This window comes from Rhodobium orientis (genome assembly GCF_003258835.1).
Taxonomy (GTDB): Bacteria; Pseudomonadota; Alphaproteobacteria; order Rhizobiales; family Rhodobiaceae; genus Rhodobium; species Rhodobium orientis.
In genome coordinates this window covers 1-283 of record NZ_NPEV01000145.1, presented here as the reverse complement: position 1 = coordinate 283, position 283 = coordinate 1, and the positions used below count along the sequence as shown (strand labels likewise).

The 283-nt window shown below is 52.7% G+C and carries 1 protein-coding gene; it reads left to right on the top strand.

What is annotated here, in order from left to right:
• On the top strand, positions 1-283 hold a 283-nt coding region (locus CH339_RS25580), incomplete at both ends, for a Sir2 family NAD-dependent protein deacetylase (RefSeq protein WP_368731663.1).

Genomic DNA, 283 nt, shown 5'->3' with positions numbered 1-283 from the left:
TGCATCTTAAGGCGGGAAGCCGCCATGTATATGAACTGCACGGTTCGATTCAAACAGCCGCATGCCCAAAATGCGGGGCGCGCTACGGTCTTGACCACATTCTTCAAGAAGAAGTGCCAAGGTGCAATCGCGTCAATGGCAAGGGGAGAGCATGCGGATTTATATTAAAAACGGATGTCGTGCTGTTCGGCGACGCCGTTCAGCATTTCGACACGCTTTTTGAAGTCCTCAACGAATCCGACCTGCTTCTGGTGATCGGCACTTCACTCGAAGTGGCGCCTGT